Below are 26201 nucleotides of genomic sequence, written 5' to 3'. Positions count from 1 at the left end.
AATCCGTAGAGGATATGTTAAAGCAACATCGGCGATATATGAGTCGACACAATAATATTGCACGAAAAGTATTGGGATTCTTAAGCCCAAATCAAATGGTTGAAAAGTATTACGAAAATAAGTATAACGAAGCTGCTTGATGTGTCCACTGATTTTATATTTTTATCGTTTGTTGTCAAGGATCGTTTCACTTTCCTCCTTGACAACAAACTCAAAAAATTCGTTTTGGTGGACAAGACATCAAGCACCACTATTATCAGTTCAGGTAACATATGTTTGACAACCCTAGATATTAATAAGATAACCTACGGGCGTACTATATGAAATCCACCCCCAAAAATGCTATAATGGGAATGATGAATTGTAAGACGAAAGGAACTTAAATATGATTACTATGTCAGATATAATTCGGGAAGGGAACCCTACTCTTAGAAAAGAGGCTGAAAACCTAGAATTCCCACTTTCTGATGATATCAAGAAAACCGCTCATGATATGATGGAGTTCTTGATCAACAGTCAAGATGATAAAATCGCAGAACAATATGGCCTTAGAGCTGGCGTTGGCCTAGCAGCTCCCCAATTAGACTTGTCGATTCGTTTAATCGCTGTCTTAATTCCATCTTCAGTTGAGGCTGAGGACATGATAGAAGATGACAGCACTACTAAAAATGATAATCATGACGAAAAGCAAGACTATGACCTTAAACTAATTATGGTAAATCCAAGAGTTATTAGCCACTCTGCTAAAAAAGCCGCCTTAGCAAACGGTGAAGGCTGTTTATCAGTCGATCGAGAAGTCCCAGGACTAGTTCCTAGAGCTAAAAAGGTGACCATCCGTTATTATGACCTTGACGGTAATGTCCATAAATTGAAGCTCAGAGATTACGAAGCAATCGTCGTTCAACACGAAATCGATCATACCAATGGCATTATGTTCTATGACCATATCAACGAAGAAGATCCATTCACTCCAGATGATATGACAGAATTGATTGGCTGAAGATTTTGGCTGAATCATTCATTAACACCTACAGTAGGTCACTACTAATAGTGACTACTAGTTACTCATTAATACGAGTAATTGAGACTGTTGATTGAGAGTATCAACTAGTATAGGATTTGTCTGCCTATACAAGACCATTCTAAACGATATGCACTTCAAGTAGGCAGTTATATGGTAGTGACTACACAATTTACGTTATAGGTAACACCAAATTGTGTGATATAATAAAGCAACTCGCTCTTTTATTACTAGTCACTAGTAATTGATAATGACTTTTAGTAGAGAACTTTCAATTGAGAGCTTTCAGTAGAGACTTTTCATTAGAAATTTTTAAATAGGGACTTTTTATATAGAGACCTTTTAATAGAGACCCTTTTTAATACCACGCCTTAGTGACTTCTATTGAACTATTGTAAAGACTGATGACACACTCTCGTCAAACAGTCACTCATCAAGAATCAGCAAGAATTAACTTAAAACTCAAACTAAAAATAAACAATAAAAATTAATAAAATTCATTATTTAAATAATGATACAAAAGGAGATTTTTTAATGATATTCAAAGTATTATATCAACCAACCAAAAAAGAAGCACCTCATCGTGAAACAACAAAGACTATCTATATCGAGGCTGATGACCTTGTTACTGCTAGAGCTCTATTAGAAGCTCATACACCGTACAATATCGAATTCATCCAACCATTGACGGGCAAACACTTAGAGTTTGAAGAAAAAAACTCAGACTTCAAACTAACGGAGTTTACTAATGAAGGTTAATGTTAAGAATAACGAGACCGGCGTCTTTGCATTAGGCGGTCTGGGTGAAATTGGGAAAAATATGTATGGGGTACAATTCCAAGATGAGATTATCTTAATGGATGCTGGGATCAAGTTCCCAGAGGATGATCTTTTGGGAATTGATTATGTCATTCCCGACTTTTCATATATTATTCAAAATCAATCTAAAATAAAGGGTTTGTTCATCACTCATGGTCATGAAGATCATATTGGTGGAATTCCTTTCCTATTAAAACAAATCAATGTGCCAATATACGCTTCTAAATTAGCCTTATCATTGATTCGCAATAAATTAGAAGAACATCATTTGTTAAGAGATGCTGAGCTTCATGAGATAAATGAGGATAGTGTGATTAGTTTCCGCAAAACATCTGTCTCGTACTACCGTACGACTCACAGTATTCCAGAAGCCTTCGGAATCGTTGTTAAAACACCAAGTGGTAATATTGTCTTCACAGGCGATTATAAATTTGATTTTACACCTATTGGGGAAACAGCTGACCTTCACAAAATCGCTAGAATCGGTGAAGAAGGTGTTCTCTTGATGTTAGGTGACAGTACTAACTCTGAGATACCAGGATTCACTAAATCCGAACAAGTCGTCAATCAAGCCATCCACAATATCATTCGCAAAGTAGATGGCAGAATTATTTTTGCTACTTTTGCGTCTAATGTCTCCCGTTTGAGTATGGTGGTTGAAGTTGCCAAAAAAGTTGGCCGGAAAGTTGCTGTCTTTGGGCGAAGCATGGAAAATTCCTTTAAAACAGCTCGAGAGATTGGTTACATCGATGCACCTGATGATTTGTTTATTCGCGGTAATGAATTGAATCAATATCCAGCGTCGGAAGTCATCATCCTCTGTACTGGATCTCAAGGTGAACCAATGGCTGCTCTTAGCCGGATTGCAAATGGTACACACCGACAAATTCATATTCAACCTGGGGATACTGTCATATTTTCAAGTTCGCCTATTCCAGGGAATACAACAAGTGTCAATAGAGTAATCAACCTCTTATCAGAAGCTGGAGCAAATGTTATTCACGGTAAAGTAAATAACATCCATACCTCAGGTCACGGTAGTCAAGAAGAACAAAAATTGATGTTACGTCTATTGAAACCCAAATATTTCATGCCAGTTCATGGTGAATATCGGATGCAAAAGGTACAAGCGAAAACAGCTCAATCTGTTGGCGTTAAGAAAGAAAATTGCTTTATTCTTAAAAATGGAGACGTATTAGCAGTGACAGATCACTCAGCACGTTTTGCTGGTCATTTTACCGCTGATGATGTTTATGTTGATGGTAAAGGTATTGGTGACATTGGTAATATCGTCTTGAAAGATCGGAAGGTCTTATCACAAGATGGCCTTGTCATCGTAGTCAGTACAGTTGACTTCGCTCATAATACCCTACTTGCTGGTCCAGATATACTTTCCAGAGGATTCATTTATATGCGTGAATCTGGAGATCTCCTACATCATGCACAAAGTGTCATCAGACATGAAATCTTGAACCAACTTAATTCTGGACAAAAAACAAATGTCAGAAACTTAAGACTTGGGATTATTGATGCTTTACAACCTTTCCTATATGAACAAACAGAACGAAATCCAATGATCTTACCAGTGATCCTCGGTGTTGATGATAAAGCAGAAAAATCAAAAAAACCTGTTAAATCAGCAAATAAATAACAAGGTTAACGTCGGAATAATGGCTTTCTAGTATAAGCTAGAATCTGATGGCTATTCGACGAATGATGATTACGATTAGGTTATAGTAAAACTAAAGTGGCGTTTCTACAACGATAACATTGTAGAAACGCCACTTTAGTTTTACGACCTTATTTTTAAAGCTGCCCATATCACAAACAAACTCGTATTAGTTGATCAGGTGGTGCTGGAAGGCATAGATAGTGGCTTGTGTCCGGTCAGCCACATCAAGTTTTGCTAATATATTTGAGACATGTGTTTTCACAGTCTTTAACGTGATGTATAATTCATCCGCTATTTCTTGATTACTTTTACCCTCTGCAATCAGCAACAAAACTTCTAATTCTCTTGATGTCAATGCAGCATGCGGTTCTGGTTCCTGATTCAAATGCTGAATCATTTTTTCAGTCACTTCAGACTCATAAACCTTTTTCCCACTAGCAGTGTCGCGAATAGCTTGAGCTATTTGCTTTGCACTTGACGTTTTAAGAATATAACTCTTAGCGCCAGCAGACAATGCTGGAAAAACTTTCTCATCATCAATAAAACTAGTTAAGATGATAATATTTGCTTCTGGCCAATCTGACATAATTTTTTTAGTGGACTCTATACCATCAACTGGAGTCATAACAAGATCCATCAATACGACATCTGGTTTAAGAGCAATGGCTTTTTCATAACCCTCTTCACCATCTTTTGCTTCCCCGACGACTTCAATATCTGGTTGGATACTTAAATAAGCTGAAACACCCATTCTGACCATCTCATGATCATCTACTAATAAGACTTTAATCATCTGTTACTCCTTATCCTAACTTCTCAGTCGTTTGATTCAATGCCTTAGGAATATGGATAGAAACTGTCGTCCCACGACTCGAATCGGACAATAGCTTAATCGTCCCACCCATTCCTTCGATTCTTTCTTTGATATTCATTAAACCATAACTACCATTCTTTACCACTTCAGGATCGAACCCAATACCGTCATCTACTACTCGCAAATTATACTGACTTTTTCCTTCAGTCAAGTACAATTCGAGTGTTTTAGCCTTTGCATGTCTCAAGGTATTAGATAATAATTCTTGCACGATACGAAATAAATGGACTTCATTTCCAGGTAACAAACGGATATCTTCGATATCCCACTTGATCTCCATATTAACTTTAGAACTTAATTCATTCAATAACGAAATAATACCTTCTCGCAACGTCTTACCTTCAAGTTTTGTTGGTCTCAGATGGAGCAATAAGGCTCGCATCTCAATTTGGGCTTCATTAACAATACCTTCTATTAGGACAAGCTGCTTTTTTAAGGTTGGGAGGTCAAGTGAGCCCTCTTCATTGATGGCTGATAACATCATCATAACGGCAAATAACTGTTGACTAACAGAATCATGTAATTCCCTTGCAATCCGGTGTCTTTCCTGTTCGAGTAACTCTTCACGGGTTTCAGATCCAATAAAAGACGGTTTAGCGGATAGAGTCTGAATGTCTGAGGAAAGATTCATAATTTTTTGACGAACTTCATTAATTGGCTCAGCATATTTAGAGACCGAAAAAGACAAGCCAAACCAATTGACTGTATCTCTGTCGAAAATGGCATGGTTATAATTACCTAAAACAAGCCAGTCTAATCTTTCAGCAACATTCTTTTCAATTGCTCTCTCCATCACTAACAATAATAAACTGAAAATAAAGGTAAAAGCTAAGCAAATGAGTACCGTAGTGATTGTCAAACGAATCACTTGCTGGCGGGTATCATCCGAGATGACAATGAAATCTTTGAAAGTAAAAATTAGTATAAAAGTGACCATTCCAGCAAAAATCCCTAACACCGAAAAATATTTAAGGAGTTTTGAGGTTGTATTCATAGAACAATCACCTCAACATCACCTAATACAGTATTATTGATTATCTTGATATGTGTTACAGATTGATCATAATTTGTACTATAGATTTTTAGCTGTTCATTTTTTAATGCAATTGTTTCATTTAAAAAATCTACTTCTCCATAAATTGTTCTTTGATGTAACGAAATACCAATACCAGGGGGAACAATGATTTTAGTATCGCCTATCCCCTTGCTAATGACGATATAGTTATCGCCATTCGGTAATATCGTCTCCCCTAAATCGATAATCGTATCACCTAACAATGAATTCAGTTGAATGTCATCCCAAGGGAATGTTTTACCCGTTATCTTTTGATCACCAAACCATTTTTGTCTTTCTCGTTGATGAGGAGTTGGAACACTTGTCTCAATTGGTACATAATCGACTTTAGATTTTTTTCTCCGTTTCGTCCCAGAAAATGTTAAAAGATCACTCCCAAATAGCACCAGGTAAACCAAGGTCAAGAAAATCATAAACCATGCGATGCCCGTCGACAATCCCGCAAACATAATCACTAATAATCCAAGTGGGATAAACAAGTTTATCTTTCTATCTTTAGTTTTATATTGCTTTCTCCAACCCTGTAATACCATTAGAACTCCGATAATAAAGATTAAAAAAAGTTCAGTATCATTCACTAATATGTATCCCATGATGACAAATAGCAAAGCCTGAAAAAGAAAGAATAACTTGGTGATGACTCTCTTTGTCTTATTCATTTTCTGTTCACCTCCACTTGCCACTCATATAGTCACTCTTCTCACTTATGTTGAAAGTGACTATAGAATGTCTATCGAACGTCATATACTATCTTAACACTACTCCCATTATAAAAGAGACCCCGTTTATTACAAGGTCTCTAAGTCTTAACAGATATCAGTCTAAAGACTGATTACAACGATTCAATTTTCATGATTTTAACTTCCATATTGCCACCAGGAGTCGTGATTGTCACTGTATCGTTCAAATGACTACCGATCAAACCTTTAGCAATTGGCGAATCATTTGAAATTTTTCCAGACAATGGATCTGCTTCTGCTGAACCAACGATCGTATAGGATTCTGAATCGCCGTCAGGAAGTTCTTGGAACGTCACTTTACGTCCTAAAGTAACCTCATTTTTATCAATATGTTGGTCGTCGATTATCTCAGCAAACCGGATCATTTTTTCTATTGTTGAAATACGGCCTTCCACAAAAGCTTGTTCATCTTTGGCAGCTTCATATTCAGAGTTTTCCGATAAATCACCGAATCCACGGGCAATCTTGATACGTTCTACGATTTGTGCTCTTTTGTTGACTTTTAAATCTTCTAATTCTTCCTCTAGTTTCTTCTTTCCTTCTAGAGTCATTGGATAAGTTTTCTCTTGCATAATGATTCATTTCTCCTTGAAAACGCTAATATTAAAAAATAATGACCTAACTTTACCACGTCTAGGATAAAAGTTCAAACAGAATCACTCTCTGTTCGTCTTTAATAGTCGCGTCCTTTTATAGTAATTTTTCCCTATATTCTTAGTAGTATATCCTAAATTATTCTTGTTCTTCTATTTGATTTTGCATGAGGATCGATTCTATTTTTGTGATCAGCAGATCAATAGCAACCTGATTCTGACCACCTTCGGGAACGATAACATCAGCATATTTTTTGGTTGGTTCAACAAATTGTTCATGCATCGGCTTCACCACAGATAAATACTGAGTTATCACCGAATCAAGTGTCCGCCCACGATCTTCGATATCTCTTTTGATACGTCGGATAATGCGGACATCAGAATCTGTATCGACATATACCTTGATATCCATCAAGTCCCTCAGCGTTTGATTCTCTAAAATCAATATACCCTCAACAATGATCACATCACGACATTCCAAATGTACGACCTTATCCGAACGAGTGTGGTTCTTATAATCGTAAACTGGCTTATCTACTGGGACAAAATGGATGAGTTTCTCAAGATGATCAATCATTAAGTCGGTATCAAAAGCCAGCGGATGGTCGTAATTTGTCTTTAGCCGTTCACCAAAGGGGACATCTGATTGATCTTTATAATAGTAGTCTTGTTCTAGTAATAACACCGATAGTTCCGTAAAATGGTTTAGTATTGCTCGACTAACACTCGTTTTCCCACTACCAGAACCACCTGTCACACCGATCACAATAGGTTTTCGTTTTGTCATGATGTACCCTCTTTTTAAAGAATTATGATTCGTTCGGATCCTTGACGTATTCTTCCTGTAGTTTCAAATGCTCTTCGTAGGTTTCTGCAAAATATACTTTCCCAGTCGAAATATCTGCTACAAAATAGTAATAATTGGAATCGATAGGATTTAGGGTTGCAGCTATGGCCTGTTCACTCGGATTACCAAAAGGTCCAGGCCCTAATCCAGTATGTAGATACAAATTATAAGGCGAGTCGACCTGGGTATCTTTAATCGTCACGTATTCCTTATGTTCACCCAAAGCATATAAAACAGAAATGTCAGATTGGATCATCATGTCAGTGTTCAAGCGATTATAAAATACACCTGCTATTTTTTGACGATCTTCCTCAGTAACGCCTTCACGTTCCACTAGAGAAGCTATTGTCAATATTTGCTGAACATTATACTCACTCTGCATAATTTTCGGCAAGTATGGTGTCATCACCTCATTCGTCTTGGCAACCATTTGCTTGATCAGATCTTTGATATCAGAGCTATCTGAATAATCGTAGGTTGCTGGGAATAAATACCCTTCAAGGCGATGCATCACGTTTTCTGTCTTACTAACATCCGTTAACAAGTCAGGATACTCCTTGAGTAATTCGTCGAACAGAGCATCATCATCAACAGCTTTCATAAAGTCGTCCTTAGTAAAAGACGTTTTATCAGCTACCTCATCACCGATTTGATCTACTGTATCACCTTCACGCACGAGCACTTTTTCAGCAGAAGAGGAATCACTACCACCCTTTTCAAGGGTTAAAATAATCTGATCTAAGGTCATACTGGGAGAGAGTTCATAATAGCCCGCTCGAAATTCACTCGCATTTTGGAATTTCAAATAAATTGAAAAAATCCGAGCATCCTTAATAATGTGGTTCTCTTCAAGTATATTTGCGATTCCACTTGTACTAGTCCCTAGTGGGATCTCTATTTCTTCAGTTTTAGTGTCATTAGAAACAGGTAACAAGGCATCGTTAACATAGCGATAACCAATGACCCCAACTATCAACATCAAGGTCAATAGAATGGTGACAATGACCCAAACTATTTTACGTGCAATCGATTGTTCTTTATCCCGTTCATAACGTTTAGCTTTTAATCGTTCTTTATAGGCTTTTTTCTCACGAGGCTTCATAACATTCCTCCATTCATCGCAGTATATTATACCTAAGTTGGCAGCGATACACAAATTTAATTAGAAAGTGATTGTCAGTGATCAAAAAACAGAAAAACAGAAGGCTAGTTGAACAGATGACATAAAAAAGCGGAATTCTCAATTATCAGAATTCCGCTAAGTCGACCTAATCGTTTGACTGAGTGATTTTCATAAGTCGTCACTTGTTTCCTGCCATCACTCTCGTATTTGCCGATTCAAGAGCACTTTAATTCAATTCATCTTCTGAAAGGAAGGTATTTAGTACTTCTTCGACCATATCCCATTCTTCATCAGTTTCTATTGGACTTAGTTCACCTTGACCAACACTACCCTCTTGTTCAATATAACTGAAAGCTTGTAATTCGATTTTATCATCATCTGCACTATCTTCGGGGTAAACCAAAACATAAGACTTTCCAAAATCGTCTGAATCGAAAGTAAACAGAATATTATAACGCTGCTCCTTACCGAATTCATCGATAACTGTGATGAATTCTACTTCTTCATCATGGTTATGCTCATGGTGATGGTCATGACCGTGATCGTGATCGTGATGATTGGATTCTTTTTTAAAATCTGACATTATAAGGCTCCTTTACTGTGTTGATCGAGATAGTTCTGTAACAGGATTACTGCTGCAAGCTTGTCGATCACTTTTTTTCTTTTTTTTCGAGAAACATTTCCTTCACTGACAAGCATTCGTTCCGCTTGCACGGTCGTCAAACGTTCGTCTTGAAAATCAATTGGAAGATCGACTAGCTTTGTGATTTCGTTTGCGTATCGTCTTGATGCTTCGACCCTGAATCCTTCAGAATTATTCATATTCTTTGGTAAGCCAATTACTATTTTTTCAACCTCATATTGCCCAATCAACTCTACTAGTCTATTTAACCCAAATTGTTCTTTGTCTTCATCAATCTTGATAATTTCGATACCTTGTGCCGTCCAACCGAAAGGGTCGCTAACAGCGACCCCAACAGTTTTACTTCCTACATCTAAGCCCATTATTCGCATAAACTACCTCAACGATTCAATGTAATGTCGTACTAACTCTTCGAGTATTTCATCACGTTCATGACGTCGAATCAAGTTACGTGCATCATTGTGCCTTGGAATATAGGCTGGATCACCTGACAACAAATAACCAACGATTTGGTTGACGGGTTGGTACCCTTTTTCTTCTAATGCATCATACACAGTCAATAGCGTTTCTTCTACGGTTTGCTTTTTTAATTGTTCAAAATTAAATTGTACTGTTTCGTCATCTGAATGCATTGAAACACCCCATTTCTGCTAATAACTATTTTACACTTTATTACCTTAAAGAACAACTTTCTGAAATAAGGCTATCCGACTCGGCAGTATTTTTCGTTTGTACACCCCTATTTTTGGTCACTCAACCATTTTTTTGCGATGTCAAATGCATTCTTGATCCCAGAAGGGTTGCTACCGCCTGCTTGCGCAAGAGTGGGTCTGCCTCCTCCACCACCATTGATAGCTGGGCTGATGGCTTTAATCAAGACACCTGCTTTAATCCCTTTTTTGACTGTCTCATCACTCACGGCTACTAAGAGATTCACTTTATCACCAACACTTGTTCCTAGAATTAAAACATCTGAGGCCTTTTTTTGACGCCATTCATCAGCAAGCGTCCGCAACTCATCTATTGATTTGTTTGGTAATTCTGCAGAGATCAAGGAATAGCTTCCAACGGTCGTTGCTTGATCCATTAGCGTTTCGGCTGCTTGATGAATCGCCTTAGCCTTCAAACTCTCTAATGCGCTATTCAGCTCTTTTTGACTTGTTTTCAGTTGCTCTAACCGTTGAGGGACTGCGTCAACAGTTGGCGCCTTTAGAGATACTGCCACTTGTTTCAGTAGCTCAACGCGATCTGTGAGATAACGGTAAGCTTCTTTACTGGTTACCGCTTCTATTCTTCTAACTCCTGCACCAATGCCAGATTCTGAGACAATTTTGAAAAGTCCAAGATCAGCCGTATTTTTCACATGTGTTCCACCACATAGCTCAAGAGACCAATTATCAACATCAACGACACGAACATCGTGGCCATACTTTTCACCAAACAATGCCATGGCACCCATTTTTTTTGCTTTCTCAAGGGTTGTTTCATGAGTCAATACTGGGATAGCTTCCCAAATTTTTTCATTAACGATTTCTTCCATTTGATTGATTTCTTGATCTGTTACTTGACCAAAATGACTAAAGTCAAAGCGTAAGTAATCAGGTGCCACCAAGGACCCAGCCTGATTAGCATGCTTCCCTAAAACATCTTTTAAGGCTTGATGTAGTAAATGAGTAGCTGTGTGATTGTTTTCAATGCGACGTCTTCTCAACTCGTCTACTACTAAGACGTAAGTTTTACCAACTTCGATCTTTTTCTCCAAAATAACCGTGTGGAGATTTTGTCCATTTGGCGCATGTTGGACATTCGTCACTCTTCCGACTGGAGTGCCGTCTTCCGATCCAATTACCCCAGTATCAGCAATTTGTCCACCCATCTCAGCATAAAATGGTGTTTGATCAAATACTAATTGAACTTCGTCACTTGCATCAGCCTTATCGACTAACTTGTCACCTGATACGATTGTCTTCAAGACCCCATGGTCGGTCGTCTCACTATAACCTACAAATTGGCTTGGCACTGTGATATAACGGAGAGTGTTACTTTGTTCGTGCATTGAGGCATCAACATTTCTAGCAGCTCTAGCCCGCTCTTGTTGTTCCTTCATAGCAGTCTCAAAGCCCTCATTATCAACTGAAAAGCCCTCATCTTTTGCATATTCAATTGTTAACTCTAATGGAAAGCCATATGTATCATATAATTGAAAGGCATCTTCGCCCGATAACATGGTTTTATCAGTATTTTTCAACAAAGCAAGCTTTTCATTCAAGATTGTTAAGCCATCGTTCAATGTTTCGTGGAAGCGATCTTCCTCATTCCGAATTACTTTTTCAATAAAGCTCTCGCTTTCCTTTAATTCTGGGTAATAACCTGACATGATTTTAACGACTACCTTGACTAAACCACTTAAAAAGCTATCTTTGATGCCCAAGCGTTGGCCATGCATGACACTTCGTCTAATCAAGCGACGAATAATGTAGCCGCGTCCTTCGTTACTTGGAAGAGCACCATCTCCGATTGCAAAAGTAACAGCACGAATGTGGTCGGCAATAACTTTGAATGAAACATCGGTATTTTTACTCTCACCATATTTAATAGGCGACTGTGCTTCAACGGCTTGTATTATCGGTAAGAAAAGATCCGTTTCAAAATTGGTTGGTGCATTTTGCAAAACAGATACAACCCGCTCAAGACCCATGCCCGTATCGACGTTTTTATGAGGTAAAGGAACATACGTCCCATCACTCTTATGGTTAAACTCTGAAAAAACTAAATTCCAAATTTCAAGATACCGTTCATTTTCACCACCTGGATAGTTTTCTGGATCATCCTCAGCTAAATCTTGAAATTCTGGACCACGATCAAAGAAGATCTCTGAGTCTGGACCACAAGGGCCTTGACCGATATCCCAAAAATTATCTTCTACTGGTACAATATGGCTTTCTGGAACTCCTGTCTTGATCCAGATTTCCTTGGTCTCCTCGTCTTCTGGGTAGTAGGTGACATATAGTTTTCCAGGATCTAATCCTAATCCTTCTTCTTTTGAGGTCAAAAAGTCCCATGCCCATGGAATGACCTCTTTCTTAAAATAATCTCCGATTGAAAAATTGCCCAGCATTTCAAATAAAGTATGGTGGCGAGCCGTATAGCCCACATTTTCGATATCATTAGTTCTGATACTTTTTTGTGAACTCGTGATTCGTGGGTTTTCTGGCGTTTCTGTCCCATCAAAATAACGCTTCATAGTTGCAACCCCAGAATTGATCCAAAGTAAACTTGGGTCATTAATTGGGATCAGTGAGGCACTTGGTTGGACCTTGTGCCCTAATTTCTTAAAGTAATTGAGATAACGTTGTCTGATTTCTTGGCTACTTAACATAATTTAACTCCTCGTTTTTAATAGAATGGTAAACAACAATTGCTAGTGACGTCATCAACAGAAGTGTTTCTTAAATCGATTCCATACAAAAAAGCAGCTCTATTACTGACAAGGACGTTGCCACGCGGTACCACCTTGTTTGTAAATAGAGCTACTCTCTCTTTACCTCTTAGTTTGCTGATAACGCTCGCTAACGGTGATATTTCTATCACTTTACAAAAAGGTAGCACAGCTTGCGCCATTTTCACCAACTAGGCGTCTCTTGTCTCACTGCATATCCTTTTTAATTCTACTATATCTTACCTAATTTATGATTAAATTACAATATACTCACTAAAAAGCGGAAATTCGATTAGCTCTTTGGAGGTTCAATTCGAATAATTCGACGATAAGAGTAATAGCCAATTGGTAAAGGGGTATCCTCGGTTAAGACGTCTGCATCATCTTGGTTTCGATAATAACTGGCTAATGGTAATAACTGCCTTTCCAATTCCGTATCTAAGATGTTGATCCAACCATTCTTGACGATATCAGTCGAATGAATCAACTCTGGTCCATCCTGGAGCAATCCAATTTTTAAACCAAACATATTGTGACAATTCATCAAATTCTTAACGCCACTAGTGGTTGTATCGCTAGTCCCTAGATCTTGCCATCGAAACAAACGCCTAGTGCCTGCTCCACAACAATACTCCCATTCATCTTCTGTCATTAGATCCATGCCTTGCTTATCAACACGCTTGACAATGTCACTATAACTTCCTTTCTTCTCATGGTAAATGCGATAACGATCTTCTTTTGATCGCAAAAATATCAGGTAATCAAGAATTGTCAATCGTTCTCTTTGAATTTTTAGGTCAAACATGCCCGATTGTTCCTTCAACAATACATCAACGATTTCATCACGATGTTCATTGTCCTCTTGCGATAGGTTTATCTGTCCTGTAATGATTTTATATTCACCACAAGGTTCATAACCAGCTATCTCCGGAGTTGCTTCAACTAACATAGGTGAAATATCAACTGTTCGAAGTGGTGACATGACTTTTTCAATCTCTAGAAGAAGGTTCATGTCTTTCCCCTCGTTATCAGCCACAGCCTTTGCTAACTTTTTGGAGAGATAAGTGACTGTTTCATCAGGCAGCTTGATTGAGAGATCCGCGATAACATGCCCGATGGATTCTCTCATAGCCCCTTGATTGATGCGTTTCAACCAATCTTTTTGCGGAAGACCCGGTTCCCACCCTAACACAACACCTTTTTGCCCTGGAACGAAGCGAAATAACTTATCGTCCAATAGCACTTGAAAGGTTTTAACTTTGATCCCACCGTATGTTAATTCTATCAACTCTGGAGACTCAATTTTAACTAGTGGGTTAATAAAATATTTCAAGATCTGCTGTGAAACGACTTCGATTCCTTGATCAGTCAATCGTTTCCACATCGGATTGTAAAGCGTATCAAAAAAATTCCCAGACATGTCTATCCCTCCTGCGTCATAAAATCTGATGGTTGTTTGAGCACGCCGATCATTGGATCGACTGTATTGCTTCTAATCATTTCTTCTGTTAGTGGTCCCATGTTTTGCGTTTCTACTCCTACTGAGACCGTCGATTGCGCACCAGTGACTGAACTTCCTTTATTTTCTGTATCAACTAGCCTATGAGCGTCGTGACTCTCCTGACCATCTGAGGTCCTATCGCTTTCCTGACCTTTATTGCTTCCATTAACTTCGGGTTTATCATTAGTTAGAAGATCTTGATGTTCTGATAAGAATGTGTCTGGTTCTTCAACACCTAACAGATCCCTCAAAAATGTCCGACGTTCTGTACCAATCGTCATGACAGCTTCCTCAAACGCATTTCTTTCGCCTACCATAATCAGCTTTTGTTTACTACGGGTGATTGCCGTATAGAGAAGATGTCGCTGTAACATCCGTTTGAAGGCCCCTACTAGCGGAAGAATCACTAGCTCAAACTCGCTACCTTGGGCTTTATGGATTGAGCAGCAGTAGGCCAGCGTCAAGCTTTGCCAATCGGTTCGTCTTAATACGACTTCTGTTTGATCAAACAAAACAGTCAGTTCGTCCTGTTTCGATTCTGTTGTATCCGCTAAATCAATTGCCGTAATCTCTCCTATATCGCCATTGTATATACCTAATTCAGGATTATTGACCAATTGTAACACCTTATCGCCAACCCAAAAGGCTGAATCAAAGTATTTAACAGACCTTCTATGTTTCAATATCTTCTGATTTAGTTCCTGCAATACAGTATTCAAATGCGTGATACCTGCAATACCTCTATACATCGGTGCCAAGACTTGTACATCTTGAAAAGTATAGCCATGATTAAGTATTTTACCCATAATTTGAGTCACGACAGTAGGTACTTGGTAAGCCGAACAGGGAATGAAAGACCTGTCTACCTCATTTTTAAAAAGGGCTTCGGTCACAATACCGTTTTTTACATCATGTGCCAGCGGAATGATGGTCGAACCATTATCTTGTCGATAGATTTTAGTCAATGCTACTTGAGGAATATCTCCATCACTCAATAAATCCGCAAACACTTTACCTGGACCAACGGACGGAAGTTGATCTTGGTCACCTACTAATACCAATTGACAGCTTGTTGGTAATGCTTGTAATAACCAATTCATTAACCAAACATCTACCATTGACATCTCATCAACAATGACAAGCTTAGCATCAAGTTTTTCAGAAATGAAAGCCTCTCTATCACCCTCACCGATACCTAATCCTAATAAACGATGAATCGTAGTTGCAGGTAAGTTTGTACTCTCTTGCATTCGCTTAGCTGCCCTACCCGTAGGTGCCACTAATTTGATATCACAATCATCGAATAATTCCGTTTTACTGGGTAACGAAATATCATGATAAGCGGCATAGGTCTTTGCAATACCGTTAATAATTGTTGTTTTTCCTGTACCAGGACCGCCTGTCACCAAAAATACTGGCTTTTGTAATGCTCTGATGATGACTTTTTCTTGATGACTATCATAGGTTAACTGCTCAGTTAACTCGACACTAGCCAATGTTTCTTCCCATTCAGCTCGGTCATCTGTTGAAAATATATCCGGTTCTTTTAATCTTTTTTTTAGGCTATTAGCAACACCCAATTCTGCAAAATATAAATTAGGAATCGAAACTTCATCCTCAATCACAATTAACTTTCCCGTATGCCCCGCTGTCCCCATAGCATCTGCTAGTTCTTCCAACTGGATCATATATCGCCAAGAGCTTTCTAATAGAGATTGTGTTTTATCGATCACCATTTTAATAGGAATTCGGGTATTACCACTTTGGTAGCAATAAGATTGTGTCACATCATATAAACCAGCCATTAATCGTCGGTCATCATTTGGCTCAAAATCTAATTGTTGCGCAATGACGTCACATCGTTTTAATCCTACCCCTTCGATTTCATATATCAAATCATAAGGGTCTGTTTCAACACGCTTAATGGCATCAGTTTGCCATTTTTGCCATATTTTTTGTGAAAGAGTTTGACTGAAACCATAACGATTCAGAGCAATAATGACATTGTCAACGCCTCGATTAGCTTTGAGCTGAGCTATAAAATCTTTTTGCTTTTTGTTGGAAAACCCTTTTATGCCCTTTAACCGTTCTGGTTCATCAAACAAAATTGTAAAATCATCCCCTTCAAGAGCGTCTACAATTTTTGTTGCAATTTTTTCACCCACACCAACAAATTCATCACTGCTGAAATAGCTAATCAAAGCACTATCACCCATTGGGGTCTTTTGTTGGTAGCGACTTATCTTTAACTGTAGTCCATATTTTGGATGGGTCATTGGGATGCCAGTGAACTCATAGGTCGTATCTTGATGTAATTGTCCAAAAATACCAGTGACAACCACCTCATCCTCAAACCGGTCATCTGTTGAAGACTCGATCCCTACTAACACTACTTTATAAAAGTTTTGTGGATTTTCATAAAAAACGGCCACCACTTGTCCGACAATCGTGACTTCTTCAGTTGACAATGCTAGGCCTCCTAACTGAACAGTTTAAGAAAAAACTGTCTTACTATCTCCCTTATTTTAACAGAGTAAGTTTGTTTTTACAGTATAGTCTCCACAATTTGATTGTTTCTCACAGATTAAGACACTGATTGCATAAAAAAAAGCAACCGAAGTTGCTTTTTAAACGGTTAATCTGCGCTATCTACTAAAACTAAACGGTCACTATTGGTAAGGTAAAACCGTTTCTTTTTGATAAGCACGGTCAATCAAGCCACCACCAAGACACTCACGCCCGTCGTAAAAGACAACAGCTTGACCTGGTGTGATTGCTCTTACAGGCTCATCAAAACGAACCGTCACTTTTGTTGGATCTGAGCTATCAGGATAGACCGTCACAGCTGTATCTTTTTGACGATAACGGAACTTAGCCGTACAAGTGTAAGGTTCTGTTTTGACTGTTGTCGTATAACTCACTTCACTAGCGACTAAGCTATCAGCATACAGTTGTGGGTGATGGAACCCTTGACCAACGTAAAGCGTTTGTGTCTTGAAATCTTTTCCAATCACAAACCATGGGTCGTTTGTTTTGCCGCCCCCACCGATTCCTAACCCTTGCCGTTGCCCTATCGTATAGTACATAAGACCGTCATGAGTTCCTTTGACTTCCCCAGTCATCGTTACCATTTTTCCGGGTTTACTTGGTAAATAGTTACTTAGAAATTGTTTAAAATTCTTTTCTCCGATAAAGCAAACACCTGTTGAATCTTTTTTCGCCGCTGTTTTCAATTGGTGTTTAGCCGCTATCTCCCTGACCTGACTCTTTTGCAAATCACTTAAAGGAAAGAGCGATTTTTGTAATTGTTCTTGCGATAATTGACTTAAGAAATAGGTTTGATCTTTATTTTCATCGGCACCCCGAAGGAGATGGACAGTTCCATCTTGATCTCGTTCTGTTTTTGCATAATGTCCCATTGCAATGTAATCAGCTCCGAGAGTCATTGCATAGTCCAAAAAAGCTTTGAATTTGATTTCTTTATTACACATCACATCGGGATTAGGTGTCCGACCAGCACGATATTCTGCCAAAAAATACTCAAACACTCGGTCCCAATACTCTTTTTCAAAATTAACAGAGTAATAAGGAATCCCAATATCTTGCGCTACTGCTTCAACATCTTTGTAGTCTTCCGTAGCTGTACAGACACCAAACTCATCCGTGTCATCCCAATTTTTCATAAACAAACCAATGACATCGTAGCCTTGTTCTTTTAACAATAAGGCTGTTACGGACGAATCAACTCCTCCACTCATGCCAACGATCACACGAGTTTTCGTTGCATCCATTTTTTCACCATCACTTCTATTTAGTTTTTCTAAACGATTTGAAGGTCGCCAGAATAAAACTCATTGTACCACAATTATCATTATTCCGTTACTAAACTGACTGGTTCAGTTTTTTGTTGATAAGAAGACCTCTTAAGGCCACCAATCATCATCATAGCAGCAAAACTGATTAGATATAGAGTTGCTAAGAAGATCATAACCATTGGTATACCAGAGCCATCCATAATCATGCCGATTATAACGGAGGAGAAGCCACCAATCGCACGTCCAACATTCAGAATCGTATTATTAGCTATCGAGTGGATACGAGAGTCATATAAGCGTGTGACAATAGCCCCATAGCCTGCAAACATACCATTAACGAAAAATCCCATTAATGCACCGCCAAAAAGCATTGTGATTTCAGATTGAACAAATGTGAAAAGATAGACGGCTATCGCTGAGCAAATCAAGAAAATGCCATAGCTTGCTCTTGGTCCAATAGTATCAATTAGTTTTCCAAACACTAGCATGCCGATAGACATCCCGACAATAGTTGTAATCATCCATAGAGAAGAATTATTTTGGCTGATTCCCATTTGATTTTGCATCATCGTTGGTAGCCAATTCATCATACCAAAGTATCCTGCAATCTGTACCGTGGTCATTACCATCAAAAGAATCGTTTGTTTCGCAATTTGTGGTGTATTGAAGAGATCACCGATCGATGGCTTTTTACCTTGCTTCAGCTCTTGGGAGTCTTTCTTTTCATGGCTGATGGTAAGCGGAGCAACTGCTTGATGCTCTTCACTCGGTTCAGCTTTTACGAAAAATTGTAAGTAAAGCACAACTAAAAGAGGAAATAGCCCAAACAAGAACAACCCGCGCCATCCTAAAGCACTGAGAAACACTCCGGCTACTAGAGCAGAGGCAATTGATCCTACCTGTCCTGCAACACCATTTAAGGAGGAAATACGCCCCATACGATTTGCTGGTACAATACCTGCCATTATGCTTAAGGCAATCCCATACTCACCACCAACACCGATACCTGCAATAAACCGAAGCACATAAAGCCACCCAACTGAGGGAGCAAAGAAAATGAGAGCAGTTGCCAAACTAAATACAATCAATGTCGATTTGAATACGGTCATTTTATTATAACGATCTGCTAATACTCCGAAAAACAGACCTCCGAATAACATCCCAAGGTTTGTGATTGTTGCGATCAGACCTGCTTGTCCACCCGATAAAGAAAACTCTGCAATAATACTAGACATTGAAAACGATAAAAACATGACATTCAGGTCATCGGTTCCTGAGGCAACAATTGCCGCTGCAACTGTTCTAAATTGATTCTTGGTTAAATTCATTACCATACTCCCCTTTAAATAAGTTATCTCCGTAACTTGTTATTTAGTGCTATTGAATCCTAATCATTGGTTAATTAGTCTTAACTTCTTGCCGCATCGTTTCTTCATGCCATTTTAAAACCACTTGAGCATTTTCTTTGCTGATAAATTTCTTTTCCGTTGCCGTTTCAATTAATGTATAAAAATCCGTCAGCCAGACTGCCTCAAGCTGTGCTTTATTGAAAGCGTCTGTTGCCTTTGGTAGATTATAATTAAATATGGCACAAACACCAACAACCGGACAAATTTCCCTAACAGCTTCACATGCCGCGATAACACTATTACCTGTAGAAATCAGGTCCTCGATCATCACCACTTTATCAGTTGGATGAAGAACTCCTTCAATTTGAGACTTTCTCCCGTGGTCTTTTGCTTTACCGCGAACATAGATCATTGGAAGATTCAATAATTCGGCAATCCACGCTGCATGAGGTATCCCTGCAGTCGCTGTTCCCCCGATAACCGTTACATCAGGAAACTTTTTCAAAATCATATCAGCCATCCCCTGAATAATTTCCCGTCTTTCCTTGGGGTAACTCAGCAACTGACGATTGTCAGTATAGATTGGGCTTTTGATACCACTCGCCCAAGTGAACCACTTCTTTGGCTCCAATATTACGGCTTCTTTTTGTAATAGAATATTGGCAACTTGACTGCTTTTAATCATTTATAATCGACTCCTTCTAAACACTTTATAACCTGGTGATAACTGCTAACTGGATCTTCTGAATGAATGATTGGTCTACCAACCACTAAGTGATCGGCGCCATTTTTAAAGGCTTGTGCTGGCGTAGCAACTCTTTTTTGATCTTGATGGGCACCACCCTCAAAACGAATTCCTGGTGTCACACACAAGAAGTTTTTCTCTGTCACAGCCTTTATTCTTGGAACTTCGTCCACTGCAGAAACAGTCCCATCTGCTCCTGCTGAATAGGCTAGTTTAGCTAAACGACTAACTGAGTCATTCAAACTCTCGTTTATTCCTTGCTCGTTAGTCAATTGCTCTTGTGTCGTTGAAGTCAATTGCGTGATTGCTAAGATTTTAGGGTGATAAGGAGCTTCCTTACTGCCACTAACTGCAGCTTTAATCATGTCGCTTCCACCCAATGCATGTACTGTCAATAAATCGATTGGGAATTGCGAAAGTTGTGACACACCTAAGTACACCGTATTAGGAATATCATGCGATTTCAGATCTAAAAATATGTCATATCCTTTTTGACAAAGTTCTTCAACAAACCCTAACCCACCTCTGTAAAACAAGCTCATGCCAATTTTTACTGGTGGCAAGTCATCATGAAATAAATCCAAAAAATCGATTGCTTCCTCTGTTGTGACAAAATCTAATGCAATGTAACACTTTTTCTCCAACTGATCACCTTCCGCCTGTTATTTCCTGTCCTTAATTCCATTTTTTCTCTCATCTAATACCTTAGATAGATAAAAATGTATAAAAAAAGGGACAGCATCTTTGCTGTCCAGTGTTAGTCTTCTTGAAACAACCACAGTAGATCAAGATCTTGATCCATTGATTTGACCGTTACGAACGGACTTACACGACTTTATCGTCTCACTGGACAGATTTAAAAGTAAGAGTCTCGCTCTTAACTGTGGTAACTATATCGTAATTCGGCTGATTTTACAATAGGTTGTGGGGAATCTTTACAAATGTCTATTGAGGGACAATTTCCAAAATAGATGTCGCTACAAAATTTTCCATTAAATAGCTAGCCTTCTCAATTGCCATCTCATTATTGACTAACCGAGTAATGTTCACTTGTTGTAACCCATTCGGTGAGACAGTACTAATTCTAAGGCCATCTAACGTTTGATTGATTGTGATTTTTAATTTGACCCCGCGACTTTCACCATTAGGAGTATCCAAGTCACGGATGAATTCAAAATTTTTGTTACGCGTTTCGACAAACCCATTGTCTCGCAACGTATATTTTTTACAATTTGGTGATACTTGATATGCCGTATCAAATCCTGGTAATGAAGCTGTTTTATTGAATGCCATAGTTTATTTCTCCTCTTGTTGTTAGTTGAATTGCACTTATTTTACTTACTTTATTTTTTCTTTATGACTATTCTTTCAAAGGTTGTGATAAGTAAGTTTACCAGTTGATCTAATTCATCAGTCGTTGTTTCGGGTCCAAAAGAAACCCTGATTGACTCATTGATTCGATTGCGATCTGTAAACATGGCCTTCAACACAGGACTAGGCTCTACACTTCCCGCACTACAAGCTGATCCTGCTGATACTGCGATACCATCTAAATCAGCCAAGATTAAAAATTGACTAGAGGAGATCCCTTTAAGCCATAGGTTTAGGATATGTGGGCTATGATACCGTCGTGATCCGTTGATTTCAATCGGTAACTCACTTTTATGAAGGGCGGAAATTAAATAGTGCTCTAAGGAAGCATAATGATCTAAGTGGACACCCCGATCACGAACGACATCAGAAAAGGCGGCTGCCATTCCGAGAATATAAGGGAGATTCTCGGTACCAGCTCGGTGTCCTTGATTTTGTCCACCCCCAGTTATAACACTCACATAATGATGTGGATCCTTACAATAGAGAATCCCTATTCCCTTAGGACCATTGAACTTATGGGCAGAGAAAGAAGTAAAGTCGGTCGACCAGTCTCTCATATCAACCTCAGTAGTACCTACTGCTTGAACGCTGTCCACATGAAACCAAATTTCCTTTTCTTCCAATAACTTGCCAATCTCTTTTATCGGAAAACGCACACCCGTTTCGTTATTGACAGCCATCAGACTGACTAATTTAGTATCAGGTCTAATCGCTTGTTCTACCGCATCAACAGATAGCTCACCCAATTCATTAACCGGTAAGTAAGTCACCTCAAAGCCACGCGTTTCTAACCATTCCATTGTTTTCATGACAGAGGGATGTTCGATTGTCGATGTAATCACATGTCCGCTTTCAAAACGAATGGGAAGTTGACGGATAACATTATTCGTCGATTCCGTTGCACCACTTGTGACAATAATCTGGTCTGGTCGAGCATTGATTGCCCTAGCAATCGCCTTGATCGCATCATTGAGCTTCTTTTTTGCTTCACGACCAATCGTATATGTCGCTGATGCATTTGCCCAATCATCGGCAAGACTAGTTGAAATCACATCTCTAACATGCTTGCTGATCGGTGTTGTTGCTGCATGATCTAAATAAATCACTAAACTTCTCCTCTTTCACATTTTTCCTCAATTAAATCATTCTTCTAATACTCGTTTCTTACCTTATCGCTAATATCTCTTGCGAGAAATATCTCCCGCTAGAAATATCCCTTGCTACTAATATATCCTGCTACTACTAATATATCTGTTACTACCCGTTGGCATATCCTAAAACAAACGGTAAACAGTCAAATATGATATTATTATACTAAATTCAGCATCTTTTTGATACCATTCAAAAAGATGACTTTCAAACGAGATAATGATGATCGCTAGACTAAGTTATGATGACATGAGATCATACTAACGAAGTCTATCAGTTCATGTCACCAGAAAGGACCGTTAATAATGTCCAAACCATTGGCATATCGTATGAGACCCACAAACATTGATGAGATTGTCGGACAAACTCACTTAGTGGGCCCACATAAAATCATTAGACGTATGGTTCAGGCAAAACGTCTTCAATCGATGATTTTATATGGTCCCCCAGGTATTGGAAAAACAAGCATTGCTAGTGCTATTGCAGGGACTACCAATTATGCCTTTCGACAACTGAATGCTGCAACAGATACAAAAAAAGATATGGAAGCTGTTGTAGCTGAAGGAAGAATGAGTGGCTCAATCATCCTGTTATTAGACGAAATTCACCGTTTAAATAAAGTGAAACAAGACTATCTACTACCTCATCTTGAAAGTGGCCAAGTTATTTTAATTGGTGCTACAACCGAAAATCCCTATATCAGCATCAACCCTGCTATTAGAAGTCGGACTGAGATTTTTGAATTGAAGCCTTTAAGTCCTGCCGATATCAAAACAGCCTTATTACGTGCAATTTCAGATAAAGAACGTGGATTAGGTCACTATAATCTAGATGTCGATGAGATTGCTCTAGACCATTTTGTTAATGCTGCCAATGGTGACTTACGTGGCGCATTAAATGCTTTGGAATTAGCCACCCTGTCGACAGAACCTGAAAAAAATCACGAGGACCGCATCCATATTACGATTGATGTTGCTGAAGAGAGCCTGCAGAAAAAAGCCTTGTCCCACGATACCAACGGCGATGCACACTATGACGTCATTTCTGCTTTTCAAAAATCAATACGTGGGTCTGATGTTGATGCCGCTTTACATTACCTAGCCCGTCTACTTGAAGCTGGTGAGTTGACCATCGTCTGTAGAAGACTGCTAGTGGTTGCTTATGAGGATATTAATTTTGGAAATCCGCAAGCGGTAGAACGAGCAGTACTAGCAGTTACTGCAGCGGAGAAACTAGGATTACCAGAGGCCAGAATTCCACTCGCTAATGCGGTAATTGATCTATCCCTCTCGCCTAAATCAAATTCTAGTATTGTAGCAATCGATAAAGCACTTGCTGATGTCAGAGAAGGTAAATCTGGACAAGTCCCTGACCATTTAAAAGATGCTCATTATAGTGGTGCAAAGAAATTAGGTAGAGGTATCACTTACAAGTACCCTCATAGTTATCCAAACCATTACGTTTCACAACAATATTTACCTGATACTCTTAAAAAATCAACTTACTTTGAACCTGATAGTATCGGAAAATATGAACAAGCCCTTAAATTACAATTACAAAAATTCAGAAAGTCTTAAAGACTATCTCGCTTGAAAACACGCTTTCATAGTGCTACTATATGACTATAGAGTTCTGCGATGTACGTGGTATCCATACAGTGTTGACCGAACATTTAACGTTTTAAAAGGGATTCATTCCGTTACTTCTGACTACATGCCACATCACATGGAAGTATAACGTTGTAACTACCGAAGCCCACCTGCTTATACCGCGGGTTCAAACTAAATGGATACAACACACGGCATTAACGGATCTCAAAAAGTTGCAAGACTTTATGCGGTTGGTGATTAATCACCAACCGCATTTCTTTTTGAACTTACTATACAACTCGAATGAACTAGTGGCTTTTTAGCAAAATTCATATTACTATTTTAACTGTATACTACTGATATTGGGGGTCTTAATATGGGTTTGATTCGTTGGTTACGTTCCTTTTTATCAAATGATGATCTAACAGTCGTCACATTTGGTGACAGTCTTACAACAAGACATGAAGGACACGATGAGCCACTGATAACACTAAAACTTGAACAATTATTACCGGATTTGAACTGGATAAATGCTGGACACTCAGGCGATGACGTTTTGTCTGCAGATAAACGATTTGAAAAGGATGTCTTAAGGCATCATCCAGATATCGTCACGATTCTGTTTGGAACGAACGACTCTTCCTTCCATCATAATGTTAGTCAGATTGAATTTCGTCAAACTCTGATTAAGTGGATTGAGGAAATTGGTTCAGAACGCGTGATATTGATAACACCCCCTCCAGTAGACGAGGCTAAACAACTCAATAAAAGAACGAACGAGCGGATCAATGCTTATCGTACGATCATTATCACACTCAGTCAAAAATATCAGATTCCTCTTATTGATCTTTTTCTCATTTTTAAAAACGATTCTCGCTATCCCGAGATCTTACATGGTGAACGAAATGATGGTCTTCATTTCGGTGAAGCAGGCTACAATTTATACGCAGCTAGTATCGCTAAATGCTTGAGGGAACATTCTTTAACCCATCCTTAAATTATGGTATAATAAATTCGAATAAAGGCATGTCGTTTGACTCATGCAATCTTTCAATGATGACTATAAAAATAAAGGAGTGATTAATATGTTTCCACAATATAAACGTATTTTAGTGCCAATCGATGGTTCTGACGAAGCTTATCTTGCTTTTAAAAAAGCAGTACAAGCTGCAACAGAGGATACCTCTCGTCAATTGATCCTTGCACACGTGATCGATACAAGGTCGTTACAAACTCCAACAGGCTTCGATGGTGATTTCAGTGAAGAAATCTTACGCCAAACACGAGCTGTGTTTGACGATTATACTGCCTATGCCAAGGATAAAGGTGTAACATCGATTGAAACTGTTATTGAATATGGTTCTCCTAAAATGATGATTGCCAAGGAACTTCCGAAAAAATACCATCCAGATTTGATTATGATGGGTGCTACCGGTTTGAATGCAGTAGAACGCTTGTTTATCGGTTCAGTTTCAGATTACGTTATCCGTAATGCCATATGTGATGTATTAGTCGTTCGTACCAAAGATGACGACTAACCCTATTATCTAGATAGACTTAAAACAAGCTATGACAATTATTTGTGGTTCTAAGTCAAATAGTGTTGTTACCGTTAAATCACTTAAGGAAAACGCTTCGGCGTTTTCTTTTTTTTTTCTAAATAATCTGGCAGATATCTTGTTGAATTAAAACTCTCATCCGAAGGTGATAGAAGGTTCTAAACCCAAAAGCAATTCGTTTAATGACCTTTATTAAATTGTTTTTCCCCTCTAATTTCCCGTTAGAATAAGGATAAATAAAGGCGTTAATAATGGCTTTTTGATGTTTTTGTAA

General features: G+C 38.6%; 26 protein-coding genes and 1 other RNA gene. 7 read left to right on the top strand and 20 right to left on the bottom strand.

What is annotated here, in order from left to right; all coding sequences use genetic code 11:
• The first annotated feature begins 385 nt into the window (after positions 1-385).
• The 3 genes from H541_RS0107460 to rnjA all read left to right on the top strand — a co-directional run bounded on the left by H541_RS0107460 (position 386) and on the right by rnjA (position 3491).
• Entirely contained in the window at positions 386-1000 is a 615-nt protein-coding gene (locus H541_RS0107460) for a peptide deformylase (protein ID WP_022796700.1), read from the top strand.
• Positions 1001-1555: 555 nt separating this feature from the next.
• A complete protein-coding gene (locus tag H541_RS0107455; protein ID WP_022796699.1) occupies positions 1556-1780 on the top strand; it encodes a DNA-directed RNA polymerase subunit epsilon in 225 nt (74 codons plus the stop codon).
• Positions 1770-3491 (top strand): ribonuclease J1, encoded by a 1722-nt coding sequence (gene rnjA / locus H541_RS11960; protein WP_022796698.1) that lies wholly within the window; start codon positions 1770-1772, stop codon positions 3489-3491. The genes H541_RS0107455 and rnjA overlap by 11 nt, the downstream gene beginning before the upstream one ends.
• Before the next feature lie 187 nt (positions 3492-3678).
• Here rnjA and H541_RS0107445 read toward each other — a convergent pair whose 3' ends face one another.
• The 19 genes from H541_RS0107445 to H541_RS0107355 all read right to left on the bottom strand — a co-directional run bounded on the left by H541_RS0107445 (position 3679) and on the right by H541_RS0107355 (position 22736).
• Positions 3679-4305, bottom strand: a complete 627-nt coding sequence (locus tag H541_RS0107445; RefSeq protein ID WP_022796697.1) for a response regulator — start codon at positions 4303-4305, stop codon at positions 3679-3681.
• Between the two features lie 10 nt (positions 4306-4315).
• Positions 4316-5380 (bottom strand): sensor histidine kinase, encoded by a 1065-nt coding sequence (locus H541_RS11955; protein WP_022796696.1) that lies wholly within the window; start codon positions 5378-5380, stop codon positions 4316-4318.
• Complete coding sequence (gene liaF, locus H541_RS0107435) at positions 5377-6120, bottom strand: cell wall-active antibiotics response protein LiaF (RefSeq protein WP_022796695.1); 744 nt, start codon at positions 6118-6120, stop codon at positions 5377-5379. Before liaF ends, H541_RS11955 begins: the two co-directional genes overlap by 4 nt.
• A 173-nt stretch (positions 6121-6293) precedes the next feature.
• Entirely contained in the window at positions 6294-6773 is a 480-nt protein-coding gene (gene greA / locus H541_RS0107430) for a transcription elongation factor GreA (RefSeq protein WP_022796694.1), read from the bottom strand.
• A gap of 160 nt (positions 6774-6933) precedes the next feature.
• On the bottom strand, positions 6934-7581 hold the full coding sequence (udk, locus tag H541_RS0107425; protein WP_022796693.1) for a uridine kinase: 648 nt from the start codon (positions 7579-7581) through the stop codon (positions 6934-6936).
• Positions 7582-7603: 22 nt separating this feature from the next.
• Positions 7604-8743 carry an endolytic transglycosylase MltG gene (gene mltG / locus H541_RS0107420; protein ID WP_022796692.1) on the bottom strand — a complete coding sequence of 380 codons (1140 nt, stop codon included), beginning with the start codon at positions 8741-8743 and terminating at the stop codon, positions 7604-7606.
• Between the two features lie 247 nt (positions 8744-8990).
• Positions 8991-9347 carry a DUF1292 domain-containing protein gene (locus H541_RS0107415; protein ID WP_022796691.1) on the bottom strand — a complete coding sequence of 119 codons (357 nt, stop codon included), beginning with the start codon at positions 9345-9347 and terminating at the stop codon, positions 8991-8993.
• On the bottom strand, positions 9347-9778 hold the full coding sequence (gene ruvX, locus H541_RS0107410; protein ID WP_022796690.1) for a Holliday junction resolvase RuvX: 432 nt from the start codon (positions 9776-9778) through the stop codon (positions 9347-9349). The genes H541_RS0107415 and ruvX overlap by 1 nt, the downstream gene beginning before the upstream one ends.
• Before the next feature lie 3 nt (positions 9779-9781).
• Positions 9782-10039 carry an IreB family regulatory phosphoprotein gene (locus H541_RS0107405; RefSeq protein ID WP_022796689.1) on the bottom strand — a complete coding sequence of 86 codons (258 nt, stop codon included), beginning with the start codon at positions 10037-10039 and terminating at the stop codon, positions 9782-9784.
• 107 nt (positions 10040-10146) lie between these two features.
• Positions 10147-12786: an alanine--tRNA ligase gene (alaS, locus tag H541_RS0107400; RefSeq protein WP_022796688.1), complete on the bottom strand. Its 2640-nt coding sequence runs from the start codon at positions 12784-12786 to the stop codon at positions 10147-10149.
• 17 nt (positions 12787-12803) lie between these two features.
• Positions 12804-13037, bottom strand: a complete 234-nt coding sequence (locus H541_RS0107395; protein WP_022796687.1) for a hypothetical protein — start codon at positions 13035-13037, stop codon at positions 12804-12806.
• Positions 13038-13138: 101 nt separating this feature from the next.
• Positions 13139-14266 (bottom strand): hypothetical protein, encoded by a 1128-nt coding sequence (locus H541_RS12810; RefSeq protein ID WP_022796686.1) that lies wholly within the window; start codon positions 14264-14266, stop codon positions 13139-13141.
• Between the two features lie 2 nt (positions 14267-14268).
• A complete protein-coding gene (gene recD2 / locus H541_RS0107385; protein ID WP_022796685.1) occupies positions 14269-16815 on the bottom strand; it encodes an SF1B family DNA helicase RecD2 in 2547 nt (848 codons plus the stop codon).
• A gap of 201 nt (positions 16816-17016) precedes the next feature.
• Complete coding sequence (gene mnmA / locus H541_RS0107380) at positions 17017-18138, bottom strand: tRNA 2-thiouridine(34) synthase MnmA (protein WP_022796684.1); 1122 nt, start codon at positions 18136-18138, stop codon at positions 17017-17019.
• 80 nt (positions 18139-18218) lie between these two features.
• Entirely contained in the window at positions 18219-19496 is a 1278-nt protein-coding gene (locus tag H541_RS0107375; RefSeq protein WP_026501711.1) for an MFS transporter, read from the bottom strand.
• Between the two features lie 64 nt (positions 19497-19560).
• Positions 19561-20196: an orotate phosphoribosyltransferase gene (pyrE, locus tag H541_RS0107370; protein ID WP_022796682.1), complete on the bottom strand. Its 636-nt coding sequence runs from the start codon at positions 20194-20196 to the stop codon at positions 19561-19563.
• Positions 20193-20900 carry an orotidine-5'-phosphate decarboxylase gene (gene pyrF, locus H541_RS0107365; protein ID WP_022796681.1) on the bottom strand — a complete coding sequence of 236 codons (708 nt, stop codon included), beginning with the start codon at positions 20898-20900 and terminating at the stop codon, positions 20193-20195. Before pyrF ends, pyrE begins: the two co-directional genes overlap by 4 nt.
• Before the next feature lie 301 nt (positions 20901-21201).
• Complete coding sequence (locus tag H541_RS0107360; protein WP_022796680.1) at positions 21202-21549, bottom strand: cysteine desulfurase; 348 nt, start codon at positions 21547-21549, stop codon at positions 21202-21204.
• A 50-nt stretch (positions 21550-21599) separates the two neighbouring features.
• A complete protein-coding gene (locus H541_RS0107355; RefSeq protein ID WP_022796679.1) occupies positions 21600-22736 on the bottom strand; it encodes a cysteine desulfurase family protein in 1137 nt (378 codons plus the stop codon).
• 348 nt (positions 22737-23084) lie between these two features.
• On the opposite strand from H541_RS0107355, the gene H541_RS0107350 reads away from it, so the two are divergent.
• The 4 genes from H541_RS0107350 to H541_RS0107340 all read left to right on the top strand — a co-directional run bounded on the left by H541_RS0107350 (position 23085) and on the right by H541_RS0107340 (position 25906).
• A complete protein-coding gene (locus H541_RS0107350) occupies positions 23085-24356 on the top strand; it encodes a replication-associated recombination protein A (protein ID WP_022796678.1) in 1272 nt (423 codons plus the stop codon).
• A 49-nt stretch (positions 24357-24405) separates the two neighbouring features.
• Positions 24406-24597: non-coding RNA, 6S RNA (ssrS, locus tag H541_RS12995), on the top strand.
• A 147-nt stretch (positions 24598-24744) separates the two neighbouring features.
• Positions 24745-25365, top strand: coding sequence for an SGNH/GDSL hydrolase family protein (locus tag H541_RS11945; RefSeq protein WP_022796677.1), 621 nt, complete (start codon positions 24745-24747; stop codon positions 25363-25365).
• An 88-nt stretch (positions 25366-25453) separates the two neighbouring features.
• Positions 25454-25906, top strand: coding sequence for a universal stress protein (locus H541_RS0107340; RefSeq protein ID WP_022796676.1), 453 nt, complete (start codon positions 25454-25456; stop codon positions 25904-25906).
• Between the two features lie 118 nt (positions 25907-26024).
• Here the strand turns inward: H541_RS0107340 and H541_RS11940 are convergent.
• The coding region (locus H541_RS11940; protein ID WP_022796675.1) for an ISL3 family transposase at positions 26025-26201 on the bottom strand (177 nt) is incomplete at its 5' end.

The organism is Bavariicoccus seileri WCC 4188, assembly GCF_000421665.1.
Classification (GTDB): Bacteria; Bacillota; Bacilli; order Lactobacillales; family Aerococcaceae; genus Bavariicoccus; species Bavariicoccus seileri.
This window is presented reverse-complemented; position numbering and strand designations above follow the sequence as displayed.

Bases quoted from the DNA above. Each gene is read 5' to 3' on its own strand.
- H541_RS0107460 (WP_022796700.1), top strand. From the start codon at position 386: ATGATTACTATGTCAGATATAATTCGGGAAGGGAACCCTACTCTTAGA.
- H541_RS0107455 (WP_022796699.1), top strand. From the start codon at position 1,556: ATGATATTCAAAGTATTATATCAACCAACCAAAAAAGAAGCACCTCAT.
- rnjA (WP_022796698.1), top strand. From the start codon at position 1,770: ATGAAGGTTAATGTTAAGAATAACGAGACCGGCGTCTTTGCATTAGGC.
- H541_RS0107445 (WP_022796697.1), bottom strand. From the start codon at position 4,305: ATGATTAAAGTCTTATTAGTAGATGATCATGAGATGGTCAGAATGGGT.
- H541_RS11955 (WP_022796696.1), bottom strand. From the start codon at position 5,380: ATGAATACAACCTCAAAACTCCTTAAATATTTTTCGGTGTTAGGGATT.
- liaF (WP_022796695.1), bottom strand. From the start codon at position 6,120: ATGAATAAGACAAAGAGAGTCATCACCAAGTTATTCTTTCTTTTTCAG.
- greA (WP_022796694.1), bottom strand. From the start codon at position 6,773: ATGCAAGAGAAAACTTATCCAATGACTCTAGAAGGAAAGAAGAAACTA.
- udk (WP_022796693.1), bottom strand. From the start codon at position 7,581: ATGACAAAACGAAAACCTATTGTGATCGGTGTGACAGGTGGTTCTGGT.
- mltG (WP_022796692.1), bottom strand. From the start codon at position 8,743: ATGAAGCCTCGTGAGAAAAAAGCCTATAAAGAACGATTAAAAGCTAAA.
- H541_RS0107415 (WP_022796691.1), bottom strand. From the start codon at position 9,347: ATGTCAGATTTTAAAAAAGAATCCAATCATCACGATCACGATCACGGT.
- ruvX (WP_022796690.1), bottom strand. From the start codon at position 9,778: ATGCGAATAATGGGCTTAGATGTAGGAAGTAAAACTGTTGGGGTCGCT.
- H541_RS0107405 (WP_022796689.1), bottom strand. From the start codon at position 10,039: ATGCATTCAGATGACGAAACAGTACAATTTAATTTTGAACAATTAAAA.
- alaS (WP_022796688.1), bottom strand. From the start codon at position 12,786: ATGTTAAGTAGCCAAGAAATCAGACAACGTTATCTCAATTACTTTAAG.
- H541_RS12810 (WP_022796686.1), bottom strand. From the start codon at position 14,266: ATGTCTGGGAATTTTTTTGATACGCTTTACAATCCGATGTGGAAACGA.
- mnmA (WP_022796684.1), bottom strand. From the start codon at position 18,138: ATGGATGCAACGAAAACTCGTGTGATCGTTGGCATGAGTGGAGGAGTT.
- H541_RS0107375 (WP_026501711.1), bottom strand. From the start codon at position 19,496: ATGGTAATGAATTTAACCAAGAATCAATTTAGAACAGTTGCAGCGGCA.
- pyrE (WP_022796682.1), bottom strand. From the start codon at position 20,196: ATGATTAAAAGCAGTCAAGTTGCCAATATTCTATTACAAAAAGAAGCC.
- H541_RS0107360 (WP_022796680.1), bottom strand. From the start codon at position 21,549: ATGGCATTCAATAAAACAGCTTCATTACCAGGATTTGATACGGCATAT.
- H541_RS0107350 (WP_022796678.1), top strand. From the start codon at position 23,085: ATGTCCAAACCATTGGCATATCGTATGAGACCCACAAACATTGATGAG.
- H541_RS11945 (WP_022796677.1), top strand. From the start codon at position 24,745: ATGGGTTTGATTCGTTGGTTACGTTCCTTTTTATCAAATGATGATCTA.
- H541_RS0107340 (WP_022796676.1), top strand. From the start codon at position 25,454: ATGTTTCCACAATATAAACGTATTTTAGTGCCAATCGATGGTTCTGAC.